This is a genomic window from Xylophilus ampelinus (genome assembly GCF_003217575.1).
In the GTDB taxonomy this organism is placed as follows: Bacteria; Pseudomonadota; Gammaproteobacteria; order Burkholderiales; family Burkholderiaceae_C; genus Xylophilus; species Xylophilus ampelinus.
This window is the reverse complement of the sequence record NZ_QJTC01000019.1, coordinates 1-25,756: the sequence shown is the minus strand read 5'-3', so window position 1 is coordinate 25,756 and position 25,756 is coordinate 1. Positions and strand designations below refer to the sequence as shown.

The following is a 25,756-nucleotide window of genomic DNA, read 5'->3' as shown; positions in this document are numbered from 1 at the left end:
GCTGCACGCTAGCGCAGCTGCACGCCGCCGGCATAGGCCAGGCCGGCCGCGACGCCGCCGAAGCGGTCGCCCTCGACCAGGGGCGTCTCGGGAAACCGCCGCCGCAGCATCTGCTGGAACGGCGCCAGGGCCGACGAGCCGCCGGTGAGGTAGATGGCATCCGGCGCACGCGGCAGGCCGGCGCGGCGCAGGCAGTCGGAGGCGCAGTCGCCCACGCTCTCCAACAGCGGCCGCAGGTGGCGGGCCACCGCGTCGGCGCTGAGCGACGCCGACAAACCCCGCTCCACGAAATCCAGGTCGATCGGCACCGCGCCCGCCGCCGTGGCGCTGGCGATCTTGGCCTCTTCCACCGCGGTGGCCAGGCGGTGGCCGTCGCGCTGCTCCAGCACCCGCATCAGCCGGGCGTGCAGCACCGGGTCGGCAAAGTCGCGGCGCAGCTCGGCCACCTTGCGGATCGACTGCGGCGCGTACAGCCACTGGATCAGGTGCCAGGTCGCCAGGTCGAAGAAGGTGGCGTTGGGCACCTCGCGGCCGCTGGGGCCGATGTGGTGCAGGCCCAGCAGCGGCATCACCTCGTCGAGGCTCAGGCGCCGGTCGAAGTCGGTGCCGCCGATGTGCACGCCGGTGGTGGCCAGCACGTCGTCCGTGCGCTCGGCGCGGGCCATGCGGTCGGGGCCCAGGCGCACCACGGTGAAGTCGGACGTGCCGCCGCCGATGTCGGCGATCAGCACCAGCGATTCCCGGGCGACGCGGCGCTCGTAATCCAGCGCGGCGGCGATCGGCTCCAGCTGGAACGCGATGTCCTCGAAGCCCGCGTCCTCGGCCGCCTGCCGCAGCGAGTCCTGGGCCTGCGCGTCGTGCGCCGGGTCGTCGTCGACGAAATGCACCGGTCGGCCCAGCACCACCTGGCGTGGCCGGGTGCCCAGCACGCCGGTCGCCCGGTCGGACAGCTCGCGCAGGAAGAGCGCAATCACGTCCTGGAAGCTCATCGCCTCGCCGTTGATGGAGGTGGTCTCCTGCAGCAGGCTGCTGCCCAGCAGGCTCTTGAGCGAGCGCATCAGCCGGCCCTCGGTGCCGGCCAGGTACTGGGCCAGCGCGTCGCGGCCGTAATGGGTGCGGCGGTCTTCGGCGTTGAAGAAGAGGGTGGTGGGCAGCGCGGTGGCGGTGCCCTCCATCGCCAGCAGCAGGGAGGCGCCGCCCGCGGCGCGGTAGGCGACGGCCGAATTGGAGGTGCCGAAGTCGATGCCCAGGCAGCCGGCGGAGGGTGGGGCGGTCATGCGCGTGAATCCTGGCAAAAAGCCGACGATGGTACCCGCAGCGGTGGCGCTGCTAACCTTGGCCGCCCACCCGCCCGCCATCCGCCCCCCCGCTGCCGACCATGGATGCCACCACCGCCGCCGACCACATGCGCGCCGCCCTCGCCGAAGGCCGCCGCGCCCTGCCCGCCTGCCTGCCCAATCCGCCGGTGGGCTGCGTGCTGGTGCGGGGCGGCGCGATCGTCGCGCGCGGCTTCACCCAGCCGCCGGGCCACCCGCATGCCGAGGCGGTGGCGCTGCAGCAGGTCGACGGGCCGCTCCGCGACGTGACCGCCTTCGTCACCCTGGAGCCGTGCGCCTTCCACGGCCGAACGCCGTCGTGCGCCAGGACGCTGGTGGCCCGCGGCGTGCGCCGGGTGTTCGTGGCGATGCTCGACCCGGACGCGCGCAACAGGGGCCGGGGGATCGAGATCCTGCGGGAAGCAGGCGTGGAGGTGGCGGTGGGCCTGATGGAGGCCGACGCGGTGCGCGACCTGTCGCCGTACCTGGCCCTGCCGGAGAACGGCGCGCCGCCGAAGGTGTGAGAGAACCTGCTGCGCGGCCCGATCGCGCGGCTGTGGTCCTCACCGTACCGAAGTACGACTCCGGTCCTCGCCGCACACTCGGGCCGCCCGCTACGGTTCTTTCGCACCTTCCGGTAGCCCTTGGCCGCCGCGCCGCTCCAGCTGCGCCACGGTATCGGCCGCGCCCATGGTGCGGGCCAGGTCGAGCGCGGTGAGCCCGTCGCTGCTGCGCGTGTCGGGCGACGCGCCGCGGGCCAGCAACAGGTCGACGATCGCGGTGCGGTTGAACATGGCGGCGAACATAAGCGCCGTTTTGCCGCCGGGCGGCGCGAACTCGGCCTTCGCGCCGTGTTCCAGCAGCAGCTCTGCCATCGGCAGGTTGCCCTTGAAGGCGGCGCCGGCCAGCGGCGTCTGGGCCATGTCGTTGGCCCGGTCGGGATCGGCACCGTGCTGCAGCAGCAGCCGGGTGGCCTCCAGGTGGCCGTGGTAGCTGGCCAGCATCAGCAGCGTGTCGCCCTTGTGGTTGCCCATGTTGGGCGGCAGGCCGCGCGCGAGCATCGGCTGCAGGCCCTCGGCATCGCCGGTGCGGGCGTAGTCGAACATCTTGTGGGCGAAGTCGAGCATGTCCTGCTCGGTCGCGGCGGTGACGGCGGGCGCCGCGGTGTCGGGTGTGGGCTGCATGGGCGTGTCTAGGAGGCATGGCGATGCGACCATTGGGCCACCGGTGCGAGCCGACCGTGTGAGTTTCCATTGCAGGTGGCATCGGCAAGGAGCTACACGGTATTGACGGTGCGGAGCGATACTCGCGGCGGTGCGAAATGGTTCGCGCCGCCCGGGCCGCACCACGGCCTCCCCTTCCGACGCCGCTGCCGCCCATGATCGAAGCACCTCACCTCATCGTCTGCGAGAGTTGCGACGCGGTGTACCGCCGCACGGCACTGCGCCCGCGCGAGGTGGCGCGCTGCTCCCGTTGCGGCGGCGAACTCGCCCGGCCGTCGGGCGAGCAGAGCCACCGGCTGCTGCCGCTGACGCTGGCGAGCCTGGCGATGTTCGTGGTCGCCAACGTCTTCCCGATCGTCGAGATCGAGCTGCGCGGACTGCGCAGCCGCACCACACTGACCGGCGCGGTGGTGGCGCTGGCGACCGAGGGGCAGCTGCTGGTCGCGTCGCTGGTGATGCTGACCACGCTGGTATTCCCGTTGCTGCAGATGCTGTCCCTGGTCTGGCTGCTGGTGCCGCTGGCGCGCCGCCGCCGGCCGGCGGGCTTCGTGCCCGTCGTCCAGACGTTGCAGACACTGCGGCCCTGGGGCATGGTCGAGGTGTTCCTGCTGGGCGTGCTGGTGGCGCTGGTCAAGCTCTCGGGCCTGGCCACGGTGCTGCCGGGTCCGGCGCTGTGGGGTTTCGTGGCGCTGACGGTGCTGATGACCATGGTGCTGTCCTTCGATCCGCGCGGCTTCTGGGACATGTCCCGGCAGCTCGGCTCAGAACCCGGCGGGTCCGCGGCATGACGGCGCAGCAGGCGCCGCGTCGCTGGCAGCCGGGCGAGGACGTGCTGGCCCGCCAGGACGAGGACCTGCAGGTCCCGACCGCCCGCGCCCTGGGCCTGCTGCCCTGCCGCCGCTGCGGCACCGTCTGGCAGGAGGCGCACGAGGGCGACACCTGCCAGCGCTGCGGCAGCCGGCTGCACACCTCCAAGCCCGACAGCCTGAACCGCACCTGGGCACTGCTGATCGCCGCCTGCATCATGTACCTGCCGGCCAACCTGCTGCCGGTGATGGTCACCCGCTCCCTGTTCGGCACCCAGCAGGACACGATCATGAGCGGCGTGGTCTTCTTCTGGCTGAGCGGCTCCTACGGCGTCGCCACCATCATCTTCGTGGCGAGCTTCCTGGTGCCGCTCTTCAAGCTGGTGGCATTGATCGTGCTGCTGGTGACCGCGCAGCGGCGCAGCGACTGGCGGCGCGCCGAGCGGGCACGGCTCTACCACGTGATCGAGTTCATCGGCCGCTGGTCGATGCTCGACGTGTTCGTGGTGGCGCTGCTGGCCGGCTTGGTGCGGATCCAGGGCTTCGCCGAGATCACCGCCGGGCCCGGCATCGCCGCCTTCGGCGCGGTGGTGGTCCTGACCATGCTGGCATCGCTGACGTTCGACCCGAAACTGAGCTGGTACTTCCAGCCCGGCCCACCGCGCCCGGAAAGCGCCACTCCATGACCGACCACGGCACCCCCCCCTCACCCCCCGACATCGCCGCCGACGCGGCCACCCCCCGCATCACCCGGCGGCGCAACTGGCTGCCCTCGCTGATCTGGCTGATCCCGGTGGTGGCGGCGCTGGTCGGCGTCGCGCTGGTGGCGCGAGCGCTGGTCAACCGCGGACCCGAGATCGAAGTGAGCTTCAAGACCGCCGAGGGCCTGGAGGCCGGCAAGACGGCGGTGCGCTACAAGAACGTGCAGATCGGCGTGGTGCAGAGCCTGCGCCTGGACCGCGACCGCTCCAAGGTGCGGGTGGTGCTGCAGCTGAGCGAGGACGCCAGGGGCTTCACCACCGAGGACACCCGTTTCTGGGTGGTGCGGCCGCGGCTCGACACCTCGGGCATCTCGGGGTTGGGCACGCTGCTGTCGGGCGCCTATATCTCGGCCGACCCGGGCACGGCGGAGAACACCGTCAGCTCCTTCGTGGGCCTGGAGGTGCCGCCGATCGTGACCCGCGACGCGTCGGGCAAGCAGTTCGTGCTGAGCGCGGCCGACATCGGCTCGCTGGATATCGGCGCGCCGATCTACTTCCGGCACATCCGGGTCGGCCAGGTGGCCTCGTACGAACTGAACCCCGACGGCCGCGGCGTCACCATCCGCATCTTCGTGAATGCGCCCTACGACACCTTCGTCGGCACCAATACCCGTTTCTGGCACGCGAGCGGCATCGACATGCAGCTCAGTTCTTCCGGAGTGACGCTGCGCACACAGTCGTTCGCCTCGATCCTGCTGGGCGGCATCGCCTTCGGCGCGCCAGAGGAGGGCGGCGGCCCGGTCGCGGCCGAGAACACCACCTTCGGCCTGGCCGGCGACGAGACCACCGCGATGAAGAAGCCCGACGGCCCGGCGCAGACGCTGCTGCTGTACTTCAACCAGTCGTTGCGCGGGCTGCAGCCCGGCGCCGCGGTAGATTTCCGCGGCGTGGACATCGGCGAGGTGAAGTCGATCGGCGCCGAGTTCTCGCGCACCGAGCGCGACTTCCGCATGCCGGTGCTGGTGCAGGTCTACCCCGACCGGCTGCGGCAGCGCAGCGGCGGCACCGCGCCCGAATCGAGGCGCACCCATGAAGAACGCCTGCGCATCCTGGTCGACAAGGGCCTGCGCGCGCAGCTGCGCAACGGCAACCTGCTGACCGGCCAGCTGTACGTGGCCTTCGACTTCTTCCCCAAGTCGCCGGCCGCGAAGATCGACCTGGCCAAGGTGCCGCTGGAACTGCCCACCGTGGCCAACAGCCTGGACGAACTGCAAAGCCAGGTGCAGGAGATCGTCGGCAAGGTCAACAAGGTGCCGATCGAGGAGATCGGCCGCGACGTGCGGGCCACCCTGGCCAAGCTCGACAAGGCCCTGGTCGGCGCCGAGACGCTGACGCGCACGCTCAACAACGACGTGTCGCCCGAGATCACCGCCGCGCTGAAGGATGCCCGCAAGACCATCGACAGCGCCAACCAGATGCTGGCGTCCGACGCACCGCTGCAGGCCGACCTGCGGCAGACGCTGCAGGACCTGTCGCGCACCGCCACCTCGGTGCGGGTGCTGACCGACTACCTGGAACGCCACCCCGAATCGCTTTTGCGCGGCAAGCCTGAGGACAAGAAGTGAAATCTGCATCCATCCCGTCCCGCCGGCCCGCATGGGGCCTGGCCCTCGCCGTCTGCGCCCTGGCCACCGGCTGCGCCGGTCAGCCCGACCGCTTCTACACGCTGTCCGACCCGGCTGCCCTGCGCACGGCGCCGGCCGTTGCCCCGCAGGCCGCTTCCACGATGGCCATCGAGGTGCTGCCGGTCGGCGTGCCCGAGCGGCTGGCGCGGCCGCAGATGGTGGTGCGCACCTCGGCCGCGAGCCCGGAGGTCCAGGTGCTGGAGCAGCACCGCTGGTCGGCATCGTTCGAGAAGGAACTGCGGGATGCCCTGTCGTCGGGCATCGCCACGCGCCTGGGCGCGATCGATGCCAGCAAGACGCCCGCCGCCGCCGGCCTGCGCCCGTGGCGCATCGCGGTGCAGGTGGCCCGGTTCGACGCGGTCGAGGGCGAGCGGGTCGACGGCGCCTTCACCTGGACGCTGCGCCGCGCGGGCACGCCGCAGCAGCTCGACTGCCGGCTCGACACGTCGGTGGCGGCGGGCGCCGGCATGCCCGCGCTGGCCAAGGCATCGGGAGAAGTGGCCGCCCGGCTCGCCGAGACCATCGCCGACGCGATCGCGTCGGCCGATGCGGCGGCGAGCGAGGCACGGACGCTGCGCTGCCCTGCGCCGGGCGGCATGTCCTGACAGTGCAGGGGTGACGAAGGCGGCAGCGCCTTCCCCTCCGACTGAAGGGTGACGACCCACGCATGGCAGGTGGTCGTCACCGATCGAAAAACTGGTGCGGCTGGCGGGGATCGAACCCACGACCCTTGGCTTCGGAGGCCAATACTCTATCCACTGAGCTACAGCCGCATGTGCCAGGCAAGAATCCGGGCAGCCCGGGATTATCGCCTATCGGAAGGCCCGTTGGCGCAAAAGGCCCGAAGCCACGACACGTCGCACCTCAAATAGGCGCCGGGCCCTCTGCCGGAACCGCCGCCGCGACCGCCGGCCCCAGGCCCATGCCGGCCAGGTAGATGTCGAACACCGCGGCGCCGGCGGCCTGCAGATCGAACTCGTCCGGCCGCAGCAGCCAGTTCTGGATCAGGCCGTCGACCATCGCGTGCAGGCCGTGGGCGGCCATCTCGCAGGTGATCGGCGGCGTCCGGCCGGCGCGGGCGAAAGCCAGGCGCAGACCGTCGACCATGCGGGCCAGGCATTCGGTGCGGACAGCCAGGTGCCGATCGCGCACCGCCCGCAGTTCGCCGACGTACTCGACCTTGTGGATCGCGATCTCGAACACGGTGCGGACCTGCGCGTCGTAGGTCATGACGCGCAGCGCATGCTGCAGCGCGTCGCGGATCTGCTGGATCGGGTCGTCCTGCGGATCCGCGCCCACCCGGTCGATGGCGTTCTCGAGCGGCAGGGTCACCCGCTCCATCATCGCGTTGAACAGGTCGGCCTTGTCCTTGAAGTGCCAGTAGATCGCGCCGCGGGTGGTACCCGCGGCGACGGCGATGTCGTTCAGGGCGGTGCGGGAGACGCCCTGGTCGTGAAAAAGCCGCTCCGCCGCGTCCAGCAACTGGGACCGGGTGGCGAGGGCGTCTTCCTTGGTTCTACGGGCCATGCGGCGGCTTTCGGTGTGAAATTTGCTTGGCTTTCGCCGGGGTAAATCCCGTTGCCTCGGGACGTGGCGGCAGCGATTGCCGTCTTTATACATTCACGATTGTATGTATACTGCACATGTTTTCCCTATCCCGATGGCAGCAGTGCGACTGGCACCGCTGCCGTCTTTCGTTTCCGCACTGTTCTGCCGACCCCCTGGAAGGATTTCCAATGCTTGCCTTGCGCGATGCCCCGCCCCGCCTGTCCCTGACTCCCACCACGCTCGCCGTCGCGGCGGTGCTGGTGCTGCTCCTGGCCGGCTGCGGCAAGAAGGACGCGGCGCCCGCCGCCGGCACGCCTCCGGGCGGCGGCATGCCGCCGCCCCAGGTCGGCGTGGTGACGGTGCAGCTGGGCGACGTGGGCCTGGTCACCGAGCTGCCCGGCCGGGTCGAGGCCTCGCGGATCGCGCAGGTGCGTGCCCGCGCCGCCGGCGTCGTGCAGAAGCGGCTGTTCAAGGAAGGCAGCGACGTGAAGGCCGGCCAGCCGCTGTTCCAGATCGACTCCGCCCCGTACGCCGCGTCCTTCCAGAGCGCGCAGGCCTCGCTCGCCCGCGCCGAGGCCAACCTGGCCCAGGCCACCGCGACGGCCGAGCGCTACAAGCCGCTGGTCGAGGCCAACGCGATCAGCCGCCAGGACTACGTGAACGCCCAGGCCACGCAGAAGCAGGCCGCGGCCGACGTCGCGGTGGGCCGTGCCGGGGTGCAGACCGCCAAGATCAACCTCGACTACGCGAGCGTCACCGCCCCCATCGCCGGTCGCATCGGCCGCGCGCTGGTGACCGAAGGCGCGCTGGTCGGCCAGGGCGAGAGCACCCAGCTGGCGGTGATCCAGCAGATAGACCCGGTCTACGTCAACTTCACCCAGTCGGCCACCGAGGTGATGAAGCTGCGCAACGCGCTGCAGAGCGGCAAGTTCAAGCGCGCCAGCGGCGCCGAAGCCGCCAGCATCCGGGTGGTGCTGGAAGACGGCAGCGAATACGGCCGCGACGGCCGCCTGCTGTTCTCCGACCTGACGGTGGATTCCACCACCGGCCAGATCACCCTGCGCGCCGAGGTGCCCAACCCCACCGGCCAACTGCTGCCGGGCCTCTACGTCCGGGTGCGTCTGGAGCAGGCCCAGGCCAAGAACGCAATCCTGCTGCCGCAGCAGGCGGTGACCCGCACCATCGACGGCGACACGGTGACGCTGGTCGACGCCGAGGGCAAGATGAGCAAGCGCCAGGTGGTGCTGGGCGACTCGAAGGGCGCCAACTGGGTGGTGCTCGACGGCCTGAAGGGCGGCGAGCAGGTGATGGTCGACGGCTTCCAGAAGCTGCAGATGCTGTCGCCCGGCGCACCGGTGAAGCCGGTGCCGTGGACTCCGCCGGCACCGCAGGGCGCCGCTCCCGCCGCGCCGGGCGCAGCCCCCGCGCAAGGCACCGCGGCCCCGGCCGCCGGCGCACCCGCCGCTGCCGATGCCGGCTCCGCCGCCAAGGCCGCCGAACCGGCCACCGCGCCGGCGACCAAATAAGGAGCGGCACCGATGGCAAAGTTCTTTATCGACAGGCCGATCTTCGCCTGGGTGATCGCCCTTTTCCTGCTGGTGGCAGGCGGCGTCGCGGTCACGCAGCTGCCGATCGCGCAATACCCGGCGGTCGCGCCACCCGCGGTGGTGGTCAACGCCACCTACCCCGGCGCCTCGGCCAAGACGCTCGAAGACAGCGTACTGGCGGTGATCGAGCGCGAGATGAACGGCTCGCCCGGCCTGCTCTACATGGAGACGGTGGCCCAGGCCAACGGCACCGGCTCGATCACGCTCAGCTTCGCGCCCGGCACCAACCCCGACCTGGCCCAGGTGGACGTGCAGAACCGCCTGTCCCGCGCCACGCCCCGGCTGCCCTCCGCGGTGACGCAGCAGGGCGTGCGGGTCGACAAGTCGCGCAACAACTTCCTGCTGTTCATGATGCTGTCGTCGGACGATCCGGCGCAGGACGTGATCAATCTGGGCGACTACGCATCCCGCAATCTGGTGCCCGAGCTGCAGCGGATCGACGGCGTCGGCCAGGTCCAGCTCTTCGGTACCGAGCGCGCCATGCGCATCTGGATCGACCCGACCAAGCTGACCGGCCTGAACCTGTCGGTGGCCGACGTCACCAGCGCGATCACCGCGCAGAACGCGCAGGTCTCGGCCGGCTCGATCGGCGACCTGCCCAACATCGCCGAGCAGGCGATCTCCGCCACGGTGGTGGTGTCGGGCCAGCTCACCTCGCCCGAGCAGTTCGGCAACATCGTGCTGCGCGCCAACACCAACGGCGCTACCGTCAGGCTGAGGGACGTGGCCCGTGTCGAGCTGGGCGCGCAGGCCTATGCCACCTCGGCCCGCTTGAACGGCAAGCCGGCGGTCGGCATGGGCGTGCAACTCACCCCCACCGGCAACGCGCTCGGCGTGGCCAAGGCGGTGCGCGCGCGCATGGTCGAACTCGAGAAATTCTTCCCCTCCGGCGTGAAGTGGCAGATCCCGTACGACAGCTCCGAGTTCGTGCAGATCTCGATCACCCAGGTGGCGCACACGCTGGTCGAAGCCATCGTGCTGGTGTTCCTGGTGATGTTCCTGTTCCTGCAGAACTGGCGCTACACGATCATCCCGACCATCGTGGTGCCGGTGACCCTCACCGGCACGGTGGCGGTGATGCTGGCGCTCGGCCTGTCGATCAACGTGCTGACGATGTTCGGCATGGTGCTGGTGATCGGCATCGTGGTGGACGATGCGATCGTGGTGGTGGAGAACGTGGAGCGGATCATGAGCGAGGAAGGCCTGCCGCCGCTGGAGGCCACGCGCAAGGCGATGTCGCAGATCTCGGGGGCCATCGTCGGCGTGACCGTGGTGCTGATCGCGGTGTTCATCCCGCTGGCCTTCTTCTCCGGCTCGGTCGGCAACATCTACCGGCAGTTCTCGGTGGTGATGGCGACCTCGATCGCGTTCTCGGCCTTCCTGGCCCTGTCGCTCACGCCGGCGCTCTGCGCCACGCTGCTCAAACCGGTCGAGGCCGGGCACCACCATGAGAAGAGCGGTTTCTTCGGCTGGTTCAACCGCCATTTCAGCCGTGGCGCCAAGCGCTACGAAGGCTTCGTGTCGCGGATGCTGCGCCGTACCGGCCGCTCGGCCATCGTCTACCTGCTGCTGCTCGGCGTGGTGGGCGTGCTGTACCTGCGCCTGCCCAGCGGCTTCCTGCCCAACGAGGACCAGGGCAACATCATCGTGAACGTGCAGCTGCCGCCGGGGGCGACCCAGCAGCGCGCGGTGGCGGTGATGGAGCAGGTCGAGGGCTTCATGCTGAAGCAACCCGAGGTGGCCAGCATGGTCGGCGTGCTGGGCTTCAGCTTCTCGGGCCAGGGCCAGAACGCGGCGCTCGCCTTCGTGACGCTCAAGCCCTGGGACGAACGCAAGGAGGCCGGCAATTCGGCCTCCGCCCTGGCCGGCCGCGCCTTCGGAGCGCTCTCGGGCATCCGCGACGCCTTCATCTACCCGCTGTCGCCGCCCGCGATTCCCGAACTGGGCACCGGCACCGGCTTCAAGTTCATGCTGCAGGACCGCGCCGGCAACAGCCACGAAGCCCTGGTCGCCGCGCGCAACCAAGTGCTGGGCATGGCGTCGAAGGACCCGGCCCTGGCGCAGGTGCGGCCCAACGGCATCGAGGACGCGCCGCAGCTGCGGCTGGAGATCGACCGCGACAAGGCCAACGCCCTGGGCGTGAGCTTCGCCTCGATCAACCAGACGATCTCGGCCAACCTCGGCTCGGCCTATATCAACGACTTCCCGAACAACGGACGGCTGCAGCGGGTGGTGGTGCAGGCCGAGGCGTCCGAGCGGATGCAGCCCGACGACATCCTGCGCCTGAACGCGGCCAACGCGCAGGGCCAGCCGGTGCCGCTGTCGGCCTTCGCGACGACACGCTGGGAAGCCGGCCCGATGCAGACGGTGCGCTACAACGGCTACCCGGCGATGCGGATCGAGGGCGACGCCGCCCCCGGCTACAGCAGCGGCGACGCCCTGCTGGCGATGGAGAAGATCGCGCAGAAGCTGCCCGCGGGCTTCGGCTTCGAATGGAGCGGCATCTCGCGCGAGGAAAAGCTGGCGGGCTCGCAGGCCTTCATCCTCTACGGCTTCTCGATCCTGGCGGTGTTCCTGTGCCTGGCCGCGCTCTACGAGAGCTGGTCGATCCCGGTGGCGGTGCTGCTGGTGGTGCCGCTCGGCGTGCTGGGCGTGGTGCTCGGCACCCTGCTGCGCAAGTACAACGCCGACGTCTACTTCCAGGTGGGGCTGATCACCATCATCGGCCTGTCGGCGAAGAACGCGATTCTGATCATCGAGTTCGCGAAGGACCTGCAGGCGACCGGCAAGGGCGTGGTCGAGTCGGCGCTCGAGGCGGCCCACCTGCGGTTCCGCCCGATCGTGATGACCTCGATGGCCTTCATGCTGGGCGTGGTGCCGCTGTTCCTGGCATCGGGCGCGGGCTCGGCCAGCCAGCGGGCCATCGGCACCGGCGTGATCGGCGGCATGCTGACCGGCACGGTGCTGGCGGTGTTCTTCGTGCCGGTTTTCTTCGTGGTGGTGCGCTCCTTCTTCAGGGGCAGCAAGCGCCAGCAACACATGTATGAAGAGCATGCCAAGCATGCGGGAATGGGGGGCGGCCATGCCAACGATGAACAAGTCTGATCGCCGGGTGTCGCGCGCGCCCCTTTCGCTGGGCCTGCTGGCGGCCGCCGTGCTGCTGGCCGGCTGCAGCATGATCCCGGCCTACGAACGACCCGAGGCGCCGGTGGCGGCAGACTGGCCGTCGAACGTGGCATTCGCCGCCGCCGGCACTTCGCAGGCCCCGGAGGCCCGCGCCGCCGACCTGCCGTGGCAGGACTACTTCGCCGACGAGCGGCTGCGCCGCCTGATCGGCCTGGCGCTCGACAACAACCGCGACCTGCGGCTGGCGATGCTCAACGTCGAGCAGGTGCGGGCGCAGTACCAGATCCAGCGCGCCAACCTGTTCCCGGCGGTCAACCTGTCGTCGACCGCGCAACGGGCGCCGAACGTCGTCAACGGCAACCTGACCAACTCCTTCAGCGTCGGCCTGGCCGTCAGCGCCTGGGAGATCGACTTCTTCGGCCGGCTCTCCAGCCTGAAGGAGCAGGCGCTGGCCCAGTACCTGGCGAGCGACGAGGGCCGCAAGGCCGCGCAGATCAGCCTGGTCTCGGCCGTCGCCAACGGCTGGCTGGCGCTGCTGGCCGACGAGGAGCTGATCGACCTGTCGCGCCGCACCGTCGCCACGCGGGAGGAGTCGATCCGCCTGACCAGGCTGCGACTCGACAACGGCGTCGCCTCGGAGCTGGACTTTCGCCAGGCGGAGTCGCTGACCGAGACCGCCCGCGCCACCCTGGCGCAGCAGCTGCGCCAGCGCGCCCAGGACGAGAACGCCCTGGTGCTGCTGCTGGGCCAGTCGCTGCCCGAGGACCTGCGCGCCGAAACCGCCCGCCTGCGCCTGGCCGATGCGCCCCAGCTGGCCGACTTGCCCGCCGGGCTGCCGTCGGAGCTGCTGGTCAACCGACCGGACATCCGCCAGTCGGAGCAGCAGCTGCTGGCCGCCAACGCCAACATCGGCGCGGCGCGCGCGGCCTTCTTTCCCCGGATCGCGCTCACCGCCCAGGCCGGCACCTCCAGCAGCGAACTCGACGGCTTGTTCAAGAGCGGCTCCTGGGGCTTCACCCTGGCGCCGCAGCTGCTGCTGCCGATCTTCGACGCCGGCCGCAACCGGGCCGGCCTGGCCTCGGCCACCGCCGGGCGCGACATCGCGGTGGCGCAGTACGAGAAGAGCATCCAAACCGCCTTCCGCGAAGTGGCCGACGCGCTGGCCGGACGGGCCACGCTGGGCGAGCAGCTTCGCGCCCAGCAGGCCCAGGCCCGGGCCGAATCGATCCGGCTCAACCTCTCGGACCTGCGCTACAAGAACGGCGTCTCCAGCTACCTCGACCTGCTCGACGCCCAGCGCTCGCTCTTCACCGCGCAGCAACTGGCGGTGCAGACGCGCCTGCTGCAGCTGCAAAACCAGGTGACGCTGTACCGGGTGCTGGGCGGCGGCTGGACCGAGCCGCCCGCGGTGCCGGTGGCCGCGGCGGCACCGGGCGCGCCGACCGCCACGCGCTGACCGCGCTTGGCCTGCTCCCGGCGACGGCCGGATGCAGGTGTCGTCTCCCCCTGGAACGCCGGCCCCGTGCCGGCGTTTCCATGTCCGGCACGGCGGCTTTCGCCCCTGCCGGCCCGGGGTGCGCGCACCCTGGGGGAGACCCGCAGAGGGCGCCAAAAGGGGGCGTTTTGGGGGGTCGCTGTCTATAATGAAAGGTTGATTTTTCAAAGCCCCCGATCCATATTGAGGACGCCATGATCGACACCATCCAGGAAGAAGTCCACAGCGGCCCGGTCAAGAATCCGAAGCAGTTGTTGATCACGGTGTTTTTCTCGTTCGTGATCCCGATCTTCATCATCATCGGCCTGGTGATGTTCGTGGTGTCCGCCAACAAGCCCGCCGCCGGCGCCGGCGACCTCGCCAAGGCGGCCGACGCCCGAATCCAGCGCGTCGGCACGGTGGAGATCCGCGACGCCAACCGCCCGCTCAAGGGCGGCGAGGAAGTCTTCAAGGCCCAGTGCGTGACCTGCCACGGCGCGGGCGTGGCCGGCGCTCCCAAGTTCGGCGACGCCGGCGCCTGGGCCGCCCGCATCAAGACAGGCTACGACGCGCTGCTGCATTCGGCCCTGGCGGGCAAGGGCGCGATGGCGCCCCAGGGCGGCGGCGATTTCGACGACGTGGAAATCGGTCGTGCGGTGGTCTACATGGCCAACGCGGCCGGCGCCACGTTCCCGGTGCCCGACCGTGCGGCAGCCCCGGCAGCGGCCGCAGACGGCGCCGCCCCCGCGGCTGCAACTGCGGCTCCGATGGCGGCGGCACCTGTCGCGCCCGCCGCGGCCGCCACCGCAGCAGCCACCGTCACCACGCCGGCCCCCGTGCCGGTCGCCGCGACCGGCGAGGCGCTCTACAAGCAGGCCTGCCAGCTGTGCCATGCCGCCGGCGTCGCCGGTGCGCCCAAGTTCGGCGACAAGGCCGCCTGGGCCGAGCGCCTGAAGGACGGCATCGACGGCATGACCAGGATCGCCATCGCCGGCAAGGGCGCGATGCCGCCGCGCGGCGGCACCCAGGCGTCGGATGCCGAAATCCGCGCCGTGGTCGAATACATGGCGGCGGCGGTCAAGTAGAGACCACCCCCAGGCTGCGCGCTCCGCGTCTTCGCCTTCCCCCTGCGAGGGGGCGATGCCGGCGGACCGGCGGAGCCGGATCCGCGGCATCCCTGAGGGGGGAGCGGCGTGCGGGACGGGGTTGGGGAAAAAGCCGGTCTTGCGACCGGCTTTTTCATGGGCGACCGCTGTTTACCCGGGTATGCCGGTGCGCTTGGGGGAGGGCTGTTTCGCAGGGCTGGGGATGTAGCCGAAGCGCTGCGGCAGATCCGCCGACCGCACCTCCTGCGGCACCCAGAGGCCCTGCTCCACCGCGTCGCCGACCAGCGCCATGTCGAGCGAATGCACCAGGCCGAAGCCGATGTGGGTGTCGAGGTAGACGCGTCCCTGCTCGTCGACCAGGCAGCGCCGCACCCGGGCCGGCGTGCCCGTGTGGGCGCTCACCGCCAGGCCCTCGGCCACGCGCCAGACGTAGGGCGTTGCCGCCAGCTCGACATAGACCCGCTGCGGCCCGTTCTGGAAGAACCAGCGGCCGTCGGCATCGGCCTCGTAGTTGCGCTGGATGAAGCCGACCAGCTGCTCGTGCCGCAGCAGCGCGCCGCGGCTGGCCTCGGTCGCGCCCGGCCCGGCGAACGGCCCCGCCGCCTGGGCGCCGTCGTCGCGCATGAACCACCGGCCCCGGGCGTCCAGGCCCAGCCAGCCGTAGCAGTCGGGTACGTTGGGCCACTTGGCGATGGCCTGCTTCACGATGTCGTCCATCGGACCATTATCGGCAGCGGGCCGGGGCGCGGCGGCATCAGATGGCTGCAGGGCGCTGGCGGACCTCAGCGCGCCGCCAACTGCCCCGCGAGCCAGCCGGCCACCGCCTCCGGCATCGCCCGCACATGCCCCGGCGGTGCGCCCGCCGGAAACCCGACGTGGCCACCGGTCGCGGGCCGCCAGAGCGTGACCGGTGCCCGTGCATCGCCCGGCGGCGGCGGCAGCGAGGCGACGGGCACGAACGGGTCGTTGGCGGCGTTCAGCACCAGTGCCGGCACCCGGATCGCCCCCAGGTGCGGGCCGGCGGAGCAACGGCGCCAGTAGTCCTCCGCGTTGCGAAAGCCGTGCAGCGGCGCGGTGAAGACGTCGTCGAAGGCGTGCAGGTCGCGGGCGGCGCGCAGGACCTCGCCGTCGAACAGGCCCGGGTGCTGGGCCAGCTTGGCGAGCGCCTTGGGCTTCATGCTCGCCAGAAACATGCGGGTGTAGACGTACCGGCCGAAGCCGCGGCCGATGGCGGCGGCGCCGGCCGCCAGGTCCAGCGGCGCGCAGACCGAGGCGACGGCCGCCACGGTGCGGGCGGCGCCCTCGCCCGCCTCCTGCGTCCAGCGCAGCAGCGCGTTGCCGCCGAGCGAGATGCCGACCGCCAGCAGCGGCCGGCCGCGGCCCGCGCGCAGCCGCTCCAGGATCCAGCCGATCTCGCCGAAGTCGCCCGAGTGGTAGGCACGCGGCGCCAGGTTCAGCGTGCCGCCGCAGCCGCGGAAATGCGGCACCACGTAGTCCCAGCCGCGCGCCGCGGCAATGGCGGCGAAGGTCTCGGCATAGTGGCTGCGCGAGGAGCCTTCCAGGCCGTGGAACAGGACTAGAAGCGGACGGTCGTCGGCCGTCGGCGCCGTGGTGGCCTCGGCGGATGCGGGCGACGGGAAGACCCATGTCGACGCGGACGCCACCGCAGTGCCCGACCAGGATGTCGAGGCGTGCCCGGCAGCCGCTGCCGCCCCTGCCCCGACCGCGAAATCCAGGTCCACGAAATCCCCGTCCGCCGTGTCCCAGCGCTCGCGCCGGTAGGCCGGCGGCGTACCGGGGCCGCGGTGGCCGTAGAGGGCGGCCCAGATGGTTTGCAGATGGCCGCCGGGCAACCAGACAGGCGCTACATAATTCATAGCATGTAGTCGGCGCCGGACGCCGGCTGCAGGCACTTTTTATTCAGAATTCTCTCAGTGCAACATCGGCGCCGCACCCAAGGGCGTGTGCTGGGCTTCCTCGGGGGTGCCGAGGCTGGCGTGGTGGGTCACCAGGCGCCATCCCTCGGCGGTCTTGTGGTAGACGTTGGTTGCCACCACGCAGGCCTCGCGCCGTCCGTCGGGCAGGTCCAGCACGATCCGCTCGACCAGGGTATGCACCGCGCTGGCCAGGGCCTGCACCCGGCGCAGGCCCTCGGTGCGGACCTGCAGCGTGCCGTGGGCGAACATCGCCTCGAAGGCGGCGCGGATCTCGCCGGCGCCGGTCATGCGGGGGCCGCCGGGGTGGACGCAGGTGATGTCGTCCTCGTCGGCCCAGCAGGCCATCAGCTGGGCGATGTCGCCCTTGCGCAGGGCGTCGTAGAAAAGGGCCTCGATGTCGTCGGCGGTGCCGCCGACGGTGGCGGCGCGGAGCGGTGCGGTGGTCATAGGCAGCGGGCGTGGACGGGGCGCGCGGTGCGGCGCCGGGGGGTGGCAAGGGCCACGAGTGTAGGACGACCCGACACAAATGGATGCGGCGGCCGCCGCCCGAAAACGGCAGAGTACGCCCGCGCCCGCTATCCTCTGCCCCTCCCGTTCGACAACACGAGTGAATTCCATGCGCCGTTTCTTCCTGCTTTTGCTCGCCACGCTCGCCCTTTCGGGCTGCGGCTACAACGACTTCCAGCGCCTCGACGAACAGACCAAGTCCGCCTGGAGCGAGGTGCTCAACCAGTACCAGCGCCGTGCCGACCTGATCCCCAACATCGTCGCCACCGTCAAGGGCCAGGCCAACTTCGAGCAGGACACGCTCACCAAGGTGGTCGAGGCGCGCGCCAAAGCCACCTCGATCCAGATCTCGCCCGAGACGCTGAACGACCCGCAGGCCTTCGAGCGCTTCCAGCAGGTACAGGCGCAGCTGACCGGCGCCCTCTCGCGGCTCCTGGCCGTCTCCGAGAACTACCCCACGCTGCAGGCCAATCAGGCCTTCCGCGACCTGCGGGTGCAGCTGGAAGGCACCGAGAACCGTATCACCGTGGCCCGCAACCGCTACATCCAGGCGGTGCAGGAGTACAACGTGAAGGCCCGCAGCTTCCCCACCAACCTCACCGCCAAGATCTTCGGCTACCCGCCCAAGCCCAGCTTCACGGTGCAAAACGAGGCCCAGATATCCACCCCGCCCGCGGTGGATTTCGGCCCCGCCAAGAAATAAGTGCCGATGCCTGCGACTTTTCATTTCGCATGGCCCCGGGCGCTGCCGGCGCGGCGCGTCCGGCCGCTGTTCGTGCTGGCGCTGGCCGCTCTGCTGCTGGCGCTGGCGCCGCTCGGCGCGCAGGCCCAGAAACTGCTGCCGGTGCCGCCCCTGAGCGGCCACGTGATCGACGGCACCAACACCCTGAGCGACGAGCAGAAGAAATCGCTGGAAGAGCGGCTGATGGTCTTCGAGCAGGCCACCGGCTCGCAGGTGGCGATCCTGATGGTGCAGAGCACCGGCACCGAAGACATCGCCGGCTACGCCAATCGGGTCGCCAACGCCTGGAAGATCGGCCGCAAGGCGATCGGCGACGGCCTGCTGCTGGTGGTCGCCAAGCGCGACCGCAAGGTGCGGATCGAGGTGGCCAAGGCGCTCGAAGGCGCGGTGCCCGACCTGGCCGCCAAGGAGGTGATCGACGAAGCCATCACCCCGGCCTTCCGCCGCGACGACTATGCCGCGGGCCTGGCGATAGCCCTCGACCGGCTGGAGGTCCGCATCCGCGCCGAGGCCCTGCCCACGCCCAACGCCGGCCGGCCCGATGCGGCCCAGGCCTCGATCGACGGCGAGCCGACCGAGCGCGAGCGCAGCCCGATCGGATTCCAATGGTTCGATGCGGCGGTGTTCCTGTTCGTGGCGGTGCCGGTGCTGGCGGCGGTGCTGCGTCGCTTCCTGGGCCGGCCGGTGGGTGCCATCGCCGGCGGCGCGCTGGTCGGTGCCATCGCCTTCCTGTTCACCCTGAGCCTGGTGATGGCCGGCATCGCGGCCGCCATCGCGCTGCTGTTCGGCCTGCTGGCCCGCACCGGCCCGCTGGGCAACACCCTGCCCGGCCATTTGGGCACCGGCGCCGGCAGCGTGGGCGGCTGGAGCAGCGGCGGTATGGGCGGCATGGGGAGCGGCGGTGGCGGCGGCGGTGGATTCAGCTCGGGTGGCGGCGGCGATTTCGGTGGCGGTGGCGCCTCGGGGGACTGGTGAGATGGGACTGATCAAAACCCTGGCGCGCATCCTGCGCCACCGCTGGCAGGACGACCGCGACACCCACCGGGCGATCCCGCCGGCGCTGGTCGACCGCCTGATGCGCCGCGTGGCCGCCAGCGAGAAACGCCACACCGGCGAAATCCGCATCTGCGTCGAGGCGGGCCTGCCCACCAGCTACCTGTGGCGCGGTGCCACCGCGCGGGAGCGGGCGATCACCCTCTTCGGCAAGCTGCGGGTGTGGGACACCGAGCACAACAACGGCGTGCTGATCTACCTGCTGCTGGCCGACCATGCCATCGAGATCACCGCCGACCGCGGCCTCAACCGCCATGTGACCAGCGCCCAGTGGCAGCACCTGGTCGCCCACATGGGCGACGCCTTCGGCGCCGGGCGTTACGAGGACGGGCTGACCCAGGCCTTGGAGGAAGTGTCGGCCCTGCTGGTCGAACATTTCCCGCTGGAGGCTACGCCCGCCGGCGGCACTGCCGTGCGGCCCGACGAGCTGCCCAACGCGCCGGTGCTTTCCGGCAATCCGCTATTGAAAGAGTAGCTAGCCGTCGGCGTCGGACGTCGGCGGCAGTCACTTTTTATGCGGGCTTCGGCGGCCGGTGCAAGGCGCAGAGCTTGTTGCCGTCCAGGTCGCGCAGATAGGCCAGGTACAGCCGACCGGACGGGCCTTCGCGAAACCCGGGGGGATCCTCGCAGGTACTGCCGCCCGTGGCGACGCCCGCTGCGTGGAAGGCATCGACCTGCTCCGGCGACTGTGCCAGGAAGCCGATGGTGCTGCCGTTGCGCGACAGGCCCGATTCTCGATCAGTGGCTCACCCCCGACGCGACCGGTGATGAGTAACCTATTGCTATCAATGGACTTTCGGTATAAAAGTTAAAAATAGCGAAACGTACCGAAATGATCGAGACCAGCCCTGCCATCGCCCGTCAATATACCGACGCCGTGTCCGTTTTCGAGGCGCTGGAGGAAGCCCAGGCAGAGGCAGATCAGGTACGCGGCGGCATGTACTGGCACGCAGGTCCGACGGCAGCACCCGACTCCCGATATCTCGTCCGTACCACCCCCGCCGGGGCCGAAACCAGCCTGGGCGCCCGCTCGCCCGAGACCGAGGCCATCTACCAGCGCTTTACCCAGCGAAAACGCGACAGTGCCGAGCGGCTGACGGGCCTCAAGGCCGCGCTGGACCAGCACCAGCGCCTGAACCGTGCGCTGCGGGTGGGCCGGGTGGACCCGCTGGTGGTGGCATTGCTGGGCCGACTGGCCAGCACCCACTTGAGTCCGCATTTCCGGGTGGTCGGCACCCACGCGCTGTATGCCTACGAAGCTGCCGCCGGTGTGCGCCTGGATTCGGATGCCCTGGCCACCCGCGATATCGACCTGCTGTGGGACACCCGCAAGCGCATCCTGTTCGTCACCCAGCTGGCGCGGGTCGACAGTTCGATGCTGGGTGTGCTGAAAAAGGTGGACAGCAGCTTTCGCATCCGCAAAAGCCAGAAGTACACCGCGGTGAACATGGACGGCTTCGAAGTCGACATCATCCGCCGCGAGCAAACCGGCGACGACCCGCGCCCCGTCAAGCTGAGCGAGGACGACGACGACTTCTGGGTGGCGCAGGCCCGCCGCGCCAATGTGCTCCTGGACTCGCCTGCCTTCTCTGCCGTCATCGTCGCCACCAACGGCACCATGGCGCGCATGCATACGGTGCACCCGGCCACGTTCGCAGCGTTCAAACGGTGGATGGCCGGGCAAGGCGACCGCGCCCCCCTCAAACGCCGCCGCGATGTGCTGCAGGCCGACACGGTGCAGGCGCTTCTAGCGCAGTACCTGCCTCAGCTGTGAACGATCAATAAGCGCCCATGAAATCGCGCTTGCCGATGACCAGACCGTTGTGGCGCAGCAGGGCATACGCCGTCGTCACATGGAAGAAGAACTGCGGCAGGCCGTAGTGGGCCAGATAGGCCTGGCCGCTCAACTTCTTCTCTTTGGGCGTGCCGGGGCGCAAGACGATCTCGGCGGTTTCCTTGCCTGCGAACCGGGCCGCGTCCACGCTGTCCAGAAACGCCAGCGTGAGCGCCAGCAGCGCATCGAGGTCGGCAAAACTTTTCTCGTCACCGTCGAACTTCGGCACCTCCACACCCGCCAGCCGCGCCGCGATGCCCCGCGCGAAATCGGCGGCGATCTGCACCTGCTTGAGCAGCGGAAACATGTCGGGCGCCAGACGGGCCTGCAGGAAGGCATCGGGCTCGATCGACTTGGCCGCGGCATGGTCGGCCGCCTGCGCGAGGATGGCTTTCAAGGCCTTCAGCATCTGCTTCAGGACGGGGACGGAGTGGGTGTAGAGGGTGGGGGTCATGGGGAGGGGCCGGTGGGTTGTTGGGTTTTTGAGGGTGAACAAAGAGAGGCGATACCGGCAGGCTGCCGTACTGCAGCGCAGGATGCGGGGCGCGGTGCGCAGCCGCTAGAGGATCACCGATAGGGAGGCCACTGTAGCCCGCGCCGGTGGGGCCGCAGTGAACAATGAAAGCACCCTACAAAAAACTTAGCAAAAACTTTGGCAAAAACGGAATAATTCATTCCGAATCAGGTACTTAATTCACTATCCATCTTGGCAAAATAGATTGATGTACACCGAAGTCCACCAGTTCGAACCCCTGCTACCCGCGGACGCCCGCATGGAGCCCCTGCTGGCCAAGGCGCACGACCTCTCTCGCCTGGCCACGGCCCTGGCGGGCACCCGGGCGCCGCCGGAACTGCGCAGCCTGCTGCGCAACATGAACTCGTACTACACCAACCGCATCGAGGGGCAGCACACCCGCCCACATGAGATCGACCAGGCGCTGCGGCAAGACTTCTCTACCGACGCAACGCTGGCCGCCAAACAACGGCTGGCCCTGGCCCACATCGAGGCCGAGCAGACGCTGGAACAGCGCTACGCCGGGCCCGAAGGCGCTGCCGCCCTGTATGCGCCGGCCGCACTGCAAGACATCCACCGCGTTTTGTTCGCCCGCCTGCCCGCCGCCGACCTGCTCACGCCCGCGCAAGAGCCCATCGCGCCGGGCACCCTGCGCCAGCGCGACGTGCGCGTCGGCCAGCATGTGGCGCCAGCGCACGCCACCGTGCCCCTGTTTCTGCAGCGCTGGGCCGCTTTTTACGGCGGCGTGCGCCGGGGCGAGGCGGCTTTGGTGGCGCTGGCCTGCGCGCACCAGCGCCTGGGCTGGGTGCACCCCTTCGTCGATGGCAACGGCCGCGTGATGCGGCTGCACACCCATACCTGGCTCACGGCCATGGGCTACACCGGCGGCCTGTGGTCGCCCCTGCGCGGCTTTGCCCGCAGCACCGAGCGCTACTACGCGTTGCTGGCCGACGCCGACAGCCTGCGCCGCGGCGATCTGGACGGGCGCGGCAACCTGAGCGAGCAGGCCCTGATCGCGTGGGCCGACTACGTGCTGGACACCTGCCTGGACCAAGTCCGCTTCATGCACAGCCTGCTCGACTTCGAGACCATCAAGAACCGCATCGAAGCCTGTCTGGTGTTCGAGGCCACCGTGCGCAAACAGGGCGTGCGTCAGGAGGCGCTGCGTGGCCTGCACTACCTGTTCTTGAGCGGAGAAGAGATGCCGCGCGGTGATTTCAAAGCCCTGCTGGGCATGAGCGACCGGGGCGCCACCGATGCGCTGGGCGCGCTGGTGAAGCGCGGGCTGCTCAATTCCGACTCGCCGCAAGGCAAGGTGCGCTTCGGTTTGCCGCAGCATGCACTGCGCTTTATGTTTCCGCAGCTGTGGCCGGAGGCCGAGGCGGATTCTGCGAATGTTTGAGGGCGAAATTGGCCTCTAGGCGTTATTTGATGCCGGCAAGTAGCTATCAAAAACAAAGCGGCGCCAAGAAAGCGATCAGCCCCGAACCCGCAGCTTCCACGCGGCGAATTCCGAGGGTCGCAGGCCGTAACAGGCTAGCACACCCTCGTGCAGGCGGCGCAGTTCATTCAAAATGGCGGCTTAGTACGGTCGCGCGGTCTGGCGCGGGCACGCGGTCGGTCACGGCATGAGCGATTTCGGTCAGTTGCTTCTTTCTGCGCACACGTCACCACCACTTGGATAGTCATCTTAATCACGTCGCGGTAGATTAAACAGATCGGGTTGGGCTCGACCAAGTCTTGCTTGCTGGCCAAGTACTCCTGCGGTGTGTATTCATATGCTCATATGAACACATCGCACGACTGTATGCCGCCTCGGGGTCCGTCCAAAAAAGGTCAGCGGACACAGGGGGCGTGGAACAACGGCACGTCGTCTATAAACTCTTTCATTGCCGGGTCGCTGAGGATGAACCTCTGCAGCATGGCAGTGGATACGCAGCGGGGATTCGACGTGAAACGGAAGTGGGCCGCGCGGGCCTTCGTGAAGATGCTACAACTAGCATTAAAAAGTCAGATCACGGCACGACGCGCTCCGTTTAACTTAAAAATTCACGCATACGGGTACGCTTAGTTGAAGATTGAAAGGCGAAGCTAGCTCATTCCCTTGACATAACGCCTTGAGCATTTCGCGCCAAGGCCAAGGATGAATTCGCTCGATATAATGACTTTATTTAATCCTCGGCAATTAACGGCTAAACAACCTCAGCATCAGGAACATCATATATGATATCTGTAATTTCACTTAACAAACGATGATCCAAGAGTATTTGCATAATTGTTTTAGCAGTGTTTCCGCAAGGAATTATTTTTCCCGTCATATCAAAATTAAGGCCAAAATTTCTAACCCCATTTACCATTTGCACTTTTTTTGAAAATCCAGGAAGAAGATATAATGCTTTTTTCTGGATAACGGTGATGCGTCGGAGTTGCATTGCGTTGGTCCCCACGTAGTCTTTCAGCGGTTGAATGTCTGAGAAGATTGCAACAAAACTCGGCTCAATAGTCAAGTCATTAAAATTCGTTTGATAAATCTTTTTATCTGACATCGAGCTTTCATACGAACGCTTTGCTTTAATAAAAATTGATTCATTAAAACAATAGAAATCAAAAAATGAATCGAAAGAAAAAGTTTCTTCCGGAGTTGCCGAAAGCTCTCCATTATGAAAAACCGCATTAATCAAACAGCTTCTAATTTTTGGACGCCAAGTAGGAGCGGTTTTTCGGATTGCATAAACCGTTTCATTTAGATTTTGAAATTTAACGGCATAACCTGCCGCACCTTTTAAATGCTTAAGCTTTGCGTCGACATTTTCATTTTCCGGCGCATCCACTTTTCCAAGAAGAGCAATCAAACCTTCGCTTTCACCAAGTGCTTGAGAGAGGCAGCTACTTTCATTGTTTTGGGAGATTGGGCTATAAGGAATTTCCTCAGTTGTTTTAACAACTTCATTTTTTATTGTTTCCCGAAAAAGCGACTCGATTTGCGTATCTGTCCTCACATGCCAAGCGCGGAATTTTGCAGTAGTCGTGCTTTTCTTGAAAACCCATAACTGCACATTCGCTGAATCGTAATCAAAATCTTTCCATTCAACAAAATCAGACATTGCAAGACTCTCCGTTTGTAATATAGTTACCCTGTATATCTCCACAGCAATAAATCCCAGGGATTAAAATATTTTTACTTAGTATTTTTACAATGCGCTCGTGCTTGTTTATCATAATTTTTGCCTCATATAAATTCCAGCCAAAAATTAACAAAATAGGATTCATGATGATTTGACTCGCTTTATATGTGATCAAAAAAAGCCAAACCAGAAACGCTGCAAGTCCAGCAATTCTCCCAAGAGAACCATAATCAACCCCCATGAACGAGACGATATAAGGGAAGCTGTAGCTTATAAGTTCGCTTGGTATTGATTTGGACTCAGATACATTGATTGTGTATTTGTGCCGAATTCTTGAAATTACGTTAAATGTAAGGATTAGACACAGCCCAGTCACAAGCACCCCCAACCCTGATAACCATGGATGCTCAAACGTTGGAAAATTACATTCGCCCCATTTTTGGCAGATGCCTCCAGCCCATGTTTTTTGACTTATATCCTGCGATGCGAGTATTAGTGCCAAAGGAAAATAAGAACCTAAAAACACCAAAAACGCCGGGAAAATTCTAAATTTCATATTCAATATTCTTTCAAATTTTCTTTGTACTAGTTGCGCTATATTTTGCCCAGTAGTTCTACGCAAACCAAACATGCAATTCAAAAGATGCCATACAAGACCTTCCCCTTCAATTCATTCCTAGCAGAATCGCAAGCCACTCTCCAGTCCAGCTCTGTACTCTCATGCATCGTCATCACCTGAATGACATATCCGTTAGGCCGGCAATCCCCTTTCCGCTTGCTAACCCATGTGGCAGCCAGTTGCGCATAAGCGTCGCAGAGCACATATCCACCTCACTGTGGTGTCGACACAGCACAGCCGTATTCAACCAGGCGTGCCCATGTGCATGCTGATCAGCCATAGCTCAGCCACCTTTGCCGTCTGCTTGAGCAACGTGGGCAGATCGATCAAGATGGGCTCAAAGCTTTCCCGGCTACAAAGGCCGCTGGCTTCGACCAGCTGAGGATCCCGCTCCAGCGCGTTGACCACTTGGATGTGGCAGTGCCGTGCCTGCTGCAGCGTGCTCATGACAACCTTGGGCTGGCCGTCGGGGATGATCTCGAACCGCTCTCGCGTGGCGCTGCGGATTGTGTCCAAGCGCCAGTCCTTGACCTCCAGAACCAGTGCACTGTGGCGGGGTGCAGCACCACGAAATCCGGGCGCGTCTGCTTGGGGCCGATGGGCACGTCCCACCAGAGCAAGTAGTCGTCTTCGAGCTTCTGCTCCAGCCGCTCGGCCAGCCGCCGTTCGCCGGAGGTCATGCGCCCGGCACAGCTGCCGATGGCGGGAATCAAGGTTGCCATGCGTGGATGCCCCTCCCTAGTGTGGTGTCTCAAAAATAAGCCGAACTAAGTTGACGAATGGTTATCCATGAGTTTCCAAGTCCAGGAAACTACAAAGATGACCAGATCAGG

At 67.2% G+C, this 25,756-nt stretch carries 23 protein-coding genes, 1 tRNA gene and 2 pseudogenes; 14 read left to right on the top strand and 12 right to left on the bottom strand.

Annotated features, from left to right (window positions below; genetic code table 11):
* Positions 1 to 8 precede the first annotated feature (8 nt).
* A complete protein-coding gene (locus DFQ15_RS12480; RefSeq protein ID WP_110466292.1) occupies positions 9 to 1,277 on the bottom strand; it encodes an Hsp70 family protein in 1,269 nt (422 codons plus the stop codon).
* Between the two features lie 101 nt (positions 1,278 to 1,378).
* Here DFQ15_RS12480 and DFQ15_RS12475 point away from each other — a divergent pair, with 101 nt between their 5' ends.
* On the top strand, positions 1,379 to 1,840 hold the full coding sequence (locus DFQ15_RS12475) for a bifunctional diaminohydroxyphosphoribosylaminopyrimidine deaminase/5-amino-6-(5-phosphoribosylamino)uracil reductase RibD (protein ID WP_199399870.1): 462 nt from the start codon (positions 1,379 to 1,381) through the stop codon (positions 1,838 to 1,840).
* A 90-nt stretch (positions 1,841 to 1,930) separates the two neighbouring features.
* Here the strand turns inward: DFQ15_RS12475 and DFQ15_RS12470 are convergent, their stop codons facing one another.
* The gene (locus tag DFQ15_RS12470) at positions 1,931 to 2,500 is read right to left on the bottom strand and encodes an ankyrin repeat domain-containing protein (RefSeq protein WP_110466291.1); all 570 of its coding nucleotides are present in this window, start codon (positions 2,498 to 2,500) and stop codon (positions 1,931 to 1,933) included.
* Between the two features lie 194 nt (positions 2,501 to 2,694).
* Between DFQ15_RS12470 and DFQ15_RS12465 the strand changes: the two genes are divergently transcribed.
* From DFQ15_RS12465 to DFQ15_RS12450, 4 genes are read left to right on the top strand one after another with little or no spacing between them, the layout of a single operon-like run.
* Entirely contained in the window at positions 2,695 to 3,327 is a 633-nt protein-coding gene (locus DFQ15_RS12465) for a paraquat-inducible protein A (protein WP_110466290.1), read from the top strand.
* Positions 3,324 to 4,031, top strand: a complete 708-nt coding sequence (locus DFQ15_RS12460) for a paraquat-inducible protein A (RefSeq protein ID WP_110466289.1) — start codon at positions 3,324 to 3,326, stop codon at positions 4,029 to 4,031. The genes DFQ15_RS12465 and DFQ15_RS12460 overlap by 4 nt, the downstream gene beginning before the upstream one ends.
* On the top strand, positions 4,028 to 5,671 hold the full coding sequence (locus tag DFQ15_RS12455; RefSeq protein ID WP_110466288.1) for a PqiB family protein: 1,644 nt from the start codon (positions 4,028 to 4,030) through the stop codon (positions 5,669 to 5,671). The genes DFQ15_RS12460 and DFQ15_RS12455 overlap by 4 nt, the downstream gene beginning before the upstream one ends.
* Positions 5,668 to 6,336, top strand: a complete 669-nt coding sequence (locus DFQ15_RS12450) for a PqiC family protein (RefSeq protein ID WP_233504476.1) — start codon at positions 5,668 to 5,670, stop codon at positions 6,334 to 6,336. Before DFQ15_RS12455 ends, DFQ15_RS12450 begins: the two co-directional genes overlap by 4 nt.
* Positions 6,337 to 6,428: 92 nt before the next feature.
* On the opposite strand, the gene DFQ15_RS12445 is transcribed toward DFQ15_RS12450, so the two are convergent.
* Positions 6,429 to 6,504: transfer RNA gene (locus DFQ15_RS12445), tRNA-Arg, on the bottom strand.
* Between the two features lie 91 nt (positions 6,505 to 6,595).
* A complete protein-coding gene (locus DFQ15_RS12440; protein ID WP_110466287.1) occupies positions 6,596 to 7,258 on the bottom strand; it encodes a TetR family transcriptional regulator in 663 nt (220 codons plus the stop codon).
* A 209-nt stretch (positions 7,259 to 7,467) separates the two neighbouring features.
* On the opposite strand from DFQ15_RS12440, the gene DFQ15_RS12435 reads away from it, so the two are divergent.
* The 4 genes from DFQ15_RS12435 (at position 7,468) to DFQ15_RS12420 (ending at position 14,571) form a co-directional block, all read left to right on the top strand.
* A complete protein-coding gene (locus tag DFQ15_RS12435) occupies positions 7,468 to 8,805 on the top strand; it encodes an efflux RND transporter periplasmic adaptor subunit (RefSeq protein WP_110466286.1) in 1,338 nt (445 codons plus the stop codon).
* A gap of 12 nt (positions 8,806 to 8,817) precedes the next feature.
* Positions 8,818 to 11,991: an efflux RND transporter permease subunit gene (locus DFQ15_RS12430; protein WP_110466285.1), complete on the top strand. Its 3,174-nt coding sequence runs from the start codon at positions 8,818 to 8,820 to the stop codon at positions 11,989 to 11,991.
* Positions 11,978 to 13,468 (top strand): efflux transporter outer membrane subunit, encoded by a 1,491-nt coding sequence (locus tag DFQ15_RS12425; RefSeq protein ID WP_110466284.1) that lies wholly within the window; start codon positions 11,978 to 11,980, stop codon positions 13,466 to 13,468. The genes DFQ15_RS12430 and DFQ15_RS12425 overlap by 14 nt, the downstream gene beginning before the upstream one ends.
* 233 nt (positions 13,469 to 13,701) lie before the next feature.
* The gene (locus DFQ15_RS12420; RefSeq protein ID WP_110466283.1) at positions 13,702 to 14,571 is read left to right on the top strand and encodes a c-type cytochrome; all 870 of its coding nucleotides are present in this window, start codon (positions 13,702 to 13,704) and stop codon (positions 14,569 to 14,571) included.
* Between the two features lie 171 nt (positions 14,572 to 14,742).
* On the opposite strand, the gene DFQ15_RS12415 is transcribed toward DFQ15_RS12420, so the two are convergent.
* The 3 genes from DFQ15_RS12415 to DFQ15_RS12405 form a co-directional block, all read right to left on the bottom strand.
* On the bottom strand, positions 14,743 to 15,309 hold the full coding sequence (locus DFQ15_RS12415) for a DUF2946 family protein (RefSeq protein WP_110466282.1): 567 nt from the start codon (positions 15,307 to 15,309) through the stop codon (positions 14,743 to 14,745).
* 65 nt (positions 15,310 to 15,374) lie between these two features.
* Positions 15,375 to 16,469 (bottom strand): YheT family hydrolase, encoded by a 1,095-nt coding sequence (locus DFQ15_RS12410; RefSeq protein WP_110466281.1) that lies wholly within the window; start codon positions 16,467 to 16,469, stop codon positions 15,375 to 15,377.
* Positions 16,470 to 16,523: 54 nt separating this feature from the next.
* Entirely contained in the window at positions 16,524 to 16,976 is a 453-nt protein-coding gene (locus DFQ15_RS12405; RefSeq protein WP_110466280.1) for a YybH family protein, read from the bottom strand.
* A gap of 169 nt (positions 16,977 to 17,145) precedes the next feature.
* On the opposite strand from DFQ15_RS12405, the gene DFQ15_RS12400 reads away from it, so the two are divergent.
* Genes DFQ15_RS12400 through DFQ15_RS12390 form a run of 3 tightly spaced genes read left to right on the top strand, consistent with a single transcriptional unit; the run spans position 17,146 to position 19,306 of the window.
* The gene (locus tag DFQ15_RS12400) at positions 17,146 to 17,739 is read left to right on the top strand and encodes a LemA family protein (protein WP_110466279.1); all 594 of its coding nucleotides are present in this window, start codon (positions 17,146 to 17,148) and stop codon (positions 17,737 to 17,739) included.
* A gap of 6 nt (positions 17,740 to 17,745) precedes the next feature.
* Entirely contained in the window at positions 17,746 to 18,753 is a 1,008-nt protein-coding gene (locus tag DFQ15_RS12395) for a TPM domain-containing protein (RefSeq protein WP_110466324.1), read from the top strand.
* A gap of 1 nt (position 18,754) precedes the next feature.
* Positions 18,755 to 19,306, top strand: coding sequence for a TPM domain-containing protein (locus tag DFQ15_RS12390; protein WP_110466278.1), 552 nt, complete (start codon positions 18,755 to 18,757; stop codon positions 19,304 to 19,306).
* Positions 19,307 to 19,343: 37 nt separating this feature from the next.
* Here the strand turns inward: DFQ15_RS12390 and DFQ15_RS17895 are convergent.
* A pseudogene (locus DFQ15_RS17895) lies at positions 19,344 to 19,547 on the bottom strand (VOC family protein); the annotation flags it as partial.
* Between the two features lie 116 nt (positions 19,548 to 19,663).
* Between DFQ15_RS17895 and DFQ15_RS12380 the strand changes: the two are divergent.
* Entirely contained in the window at positions 19,664 to 20,605 is a 942-nt protein-coding gene (locus DFQ15_RS12380) for a GSU2403 family nucleotidyltransferase fold protein (RefSeq protein ID WP_110466277.1), read from the top strand.
* A 4-nt stretch (positions 20,606 to 20,609) separates the two neighbouring features.
* On the opposite strand, the gene DFQ15_RS12375 is transcribed toward DFQ15_RS12380, so the two are convergent.
* The gene (locus tag DFQ15_RS12375; protein ID WP_110466276.1) at positions 20,610 to 21,119 is read right to left on the bottom strand and encodes a DUF1993 domain-containing protein; all 510 of its coding nucleotides are present in this window, start codon (positions 21,117 to 21,119) and stop codon (positions 20,610 to 20,612) included.
* Positions 21,120 to 21,387: 268 nt separating this feature from the next.
* On the opposite strand from DFQ15_RS12375, the gene DFQ15_RS12370 reads away from it, so the two are divergent.
* Complete coding sequence (locus DFQ15_RS12370; protein ID WP_110466275.1) at positions 21,388 to 22,581, top strand: Fic family protein; 1,194 nt, start codon at positions 21,388 to 21,390, stop codon at positions 22,579 to 22,581.
* Between the two features lie 790 nt (positions 22,582 to 23,371).
* On the opposite strand, the gene DFQ15_RS12365 is transcribed toward DFQ15_RS12370, so the two are convergent.
* The 3 genes and pseudogenes from DFQ15_RS12365 to DFQ15_RS12360 all read right to left on the bottom strand — a co-directional run.
* The gene (locus DFQ15_RS12365; protein ID WP_110466323.1) at positions 23,372 to 24,283 is read right to left on the bottom strand and encodes a Kiwa anti-phage protein KwaB-like domain-containing protein; all 912 of its coding nucleotides are present in this window, start codon (positions 24,281 to 24,283) and stop codon (positions 23,372 to 23,374) included.
* Positions 24,276 to 24,860: a hypothetical protein gene (locus tag DFQ15_RS17190; protein WP_146228746.1), complete on the bottom strand. Its 585-nt coding sequence runs from the start codon at positions 24,858 to 24,860 to the stop codon at positions 24,276 to 24,278. Before DFQ15_RS17190 ends, DFQ15_RS12365 begins: the two co-directional genes overlap by 8 nt.
* 423 nt (positions 24,861 to 25,283) lie before the next feature.
* A pseudogene (locus DFQ15_RS12360) lies at positions 25,284 to 25,645 on the bottom strand (nuclease-related domain-containing protein); the annotation flags it as partial.
* Positions 25,646 to 25,756: the final 111 nt, after the last annotated feature.

Excerpts from the sequence above, each read along its gene's own strand:
- DFQ15_RS12480 (WP_110466292.1), bottom strand. The coding sequence starts at position 1,277 with ATGACCGCCCCACCCTCCGCCGGCTGCCTGGGCATCGACTTCGGCACC.
- DFQ15_RS12475 (WP_199399870.1), top strand. The coding sequence starts at position 1,379 with ATGGATGCCACCACCGCCGCCGACCACATGCGCGCCGCCCTCGCCGAA.
- DFQ15_RS12470 (WP_110466291.1), bottom strand. The coding sequence starts at position 2,500 with ATGCAGCCCACACCCGACACCGCGGCGCCCGCCGTCACCGCCGCGACC.
- DFQ15_RS12465 (WP_110466290.1), top strand. The coding sequence starts at position 2,695 with ATGATCGAAGCACCTCACCTCATCGTCTGCGAGAGTTGCGACGCGGTG.
- DFQ15_RS12460 (WP_110466289.1), top strand. The coding sequence starts at position 3,324 with ATGACGGCGCAGCAGGCGCCGCGTCGCTGGCAGCCGGGCGAGGACGTG.
- DFQ15_RS12455 (WP_110466288.1), top strand. The coding sequence starts at position 4,028 with ATGACCGACCACGGCACCCCCCCCTCACCCCCCGACATCGCCGCCGAC.
- DFQ15_RS12440 (WP_110466287.1), bottom strand. The coding sequence starts at position 7,258 with ATGGCCCGTAGAACCAAGGAAGACGCCCTCGCCACCCGGTCCCAGTTG.
- DFQ15_RS12435 (WP_110466286.1), top strand. The coding sequence starts at position 7,468 with ATGCTTGCCTTGCGCGATGCCCCGCCCCGCCTGTCCCTGACTCCCACC.
- DFQ15_RS12430 (WP_110466285.1), top strand. The coding sequence starts at position 8,818 with ATGGCAAAGTTCTTTATCGACAGGCCGATCTTCGCCTGGGTGATCGCC.
- DFQ15_RS12425 (WP_110466284.1), top strand. The coding sequence starts at position 11,978 with ATGAACAAGTCTGATCGCCGGGTGTCGCGCGCGCCCCTTTCGCTGGGC.
- DFQ15_RS12420 (WP_110466283.1), top strand. The coding sequence starts at position 13,702 with ATGATCGACACCATCCAGGAAGAAGTCCACAGCGGCCCGGTCAAGAAT.
- DFQ15_RS12415 (WP_110466282.1), bottom strand. The coding sequence starts at position 15,309 with ATGGACGACATCGTGAAGCAGGCCATCGCCAAGTGGCCCAACGTACCC.
- DFQ15_RS12410 (WP_110466281.1), bottom strand. The coding sequence starts at position 16,469 with ATGAATTATGTAGCGCCTGTCTGGTTGCCCGGCGGCCATCTGCAAACC.
- DFQ15_RS12405 (WP_110466280.1), bottom strand. The coding sequence starts at position 16,976 with ATGACCACCGCACCGCTCCGCGCCGCCACCGTCGGCGGCACCGCCGAC.
- DFQ15_RS12400 (WP_110466279.1), top strand. The coding sequence starts at position 17,146 with ATGCGCCGTTTCTTCCTGCTTTTGCTCGCCACGCTCGCCCTTTCGGGC.
- DFQ15_RS12395 (WP_110466324.1), top strand. The coding sequence starts at position 17,746 with ATGCCTGCGACTTTTCATTTCGCATGGCCCCGGGCGCTGCCGGCGCGG.
- DFQ15_RS12390 (WP_110466278.1), top strand. The coding sequence starts at position 18,755 with ATGGGACTGATCAAAACCCTGGCGCGCATCCTGCGCCACCGCTGGCAG.
- DFQ15_RS12380 (WP_110466277.1), top strand. The coding sequence starts at position 19,664 with ATGATCGAGACCAGCCCTGCCATCGCCCGTCAATATACCGACGCCGTG.
- DFQ15_RS12375 (WP_110466276.1), bottom strand. The coding sequence starts at position 21,119 with ATGACCCCCACCCTCTACACCCACTCCGTCCCCGTCCTGAAGCAGATG.
- DFQ15_RS12370 (WP_110466275.1), top strand. The coding sequence starts at position 21,388 with ATGTACACCGAAGTCCACCAGTTCGAACCCCTGCTACCCGCGGACGCC.
- DFQ15_RS12365 (WP_110466323.1), bottom strand. The coding sequence starts at position 24,283 with ATGTCTGATTTTGTTGAATGGAAAGATTTTGATTACGATTCAGCGAAT.
- DFQ15_RS17190 (WP_146228746.1), bottom strand. The coding sequence starts at position 24,860 with ATGAAATTTAGAATTTTCCCGGCGTTTTTGGTGTTTTTAGGTTCTTAT.